Origin of the sequence: Streptomyces sp. NPDC096132 (assembly GCF_044763345.1) — a bacterium.
GTDB lineage: Bacteria > Actinomycetota > Actinomycetes > Streptomycetales > Streptomycetaceae > Streptomyces.
In genome coordinates this window covers 1-1,017 of sequence record NZ_JBIWGA010000109.1, presented here as the reverse complement: position 1 = coordinate 1,017, position 1,017 = coordinate 1, and the positions used below count along the sequence as shown (strand labels likewise).

Sequence of the window (1,017 nt, the reverse complement as noted above, 5' to 3'; positions counted from 1 at the left end):
CCGGTATCCGCTGCGGGAACTGGTCACCGCCTCCGAGCCGTTGCCCCTGCTGGTGGAGCGGGAACGGGCCCTGTACGGCTCCTGGTACGAGTTCTTCCCCCGCTCCGAGGGCACCGCGGACACCCCCCACGGCACCTTCCGCACCGCCGCCCGCCGACTCCCGGCCATCGCCGCGATGGGCTTCGACGTCGTCTACCTCCCCCCGATCCACCCGATCGGCACCACCTTCCGCAAGGGCCCCAACAACACCCTCGACGCCCGCCCCGACGACGTCGGCGTGCCCTGGGCGATCGGCTCCCCCGAGGGCGGACACGACGCCGTCCACCCCGACCTCGGCACGATCGAGGACTTCGCCCGGTTCGTGGAACAGGCCCGCGAACTCGGCCTGGAGATCGCCCTCGACTTCGCCCTGCAGTGCTCCCCCGACCACCCCTGGGTCCACAAACACCCCGAGTGGTTCCACCACCGCCCCGACGGCACCATCGCCTACGCCGAGAACCCGCCGAAGAAGTACCAGGACATCTACCCCATCGCCTTCGACGCCGACATGGACGGCCTCATCACCGAGACCCTGCGCGTCCTGCGGCACTGGATGTCCCACGGCGTGCGGATCTTCCGCGTCGACAACCCGCACACCAAGCCGGTCGTCTTCTGGGAGCGCGTGATCGGGGAGATCAACCGCACCGACCCGGACGTCATCTTCCTGGCCGAGGCCTTCACCCGCCCCGCGATGATGCGCACCCTCGCCCAGATCGGCTTCCAGCAGTCCTACACCTACTTCACCTGGCGCAACACCAAGCAGGAGCTGACGGAGTACCTCACCGAACTCTCGGGGGAGGCCGCCTCCTACATGCGGCCCAACTTCTTCGCCAACACCCCCGACATCCTGCACGAGTACCTCCAGCACGGCGGTCCCCCGGCCTTCGCGATCCGGGCCGTCCTGGCCGCCACCCTCTCCCCCACCTGGGGCATCTACAGCGGCTACGAGCTGTACGAGAACACCCCGCTCCGGCCGGG

General features: G+C 69.3%; 1 pseudogene. It reads left to right on the top strand.

Annotated features, from left to right (window positions below):
* Nucleotides 1-1,017: pseudogene (locus ACIRF9_RS52750) on the top strand (alpha-1,4-glucan--maltose-1-phosphate maltosyltransferase); the annotation flags it as partial.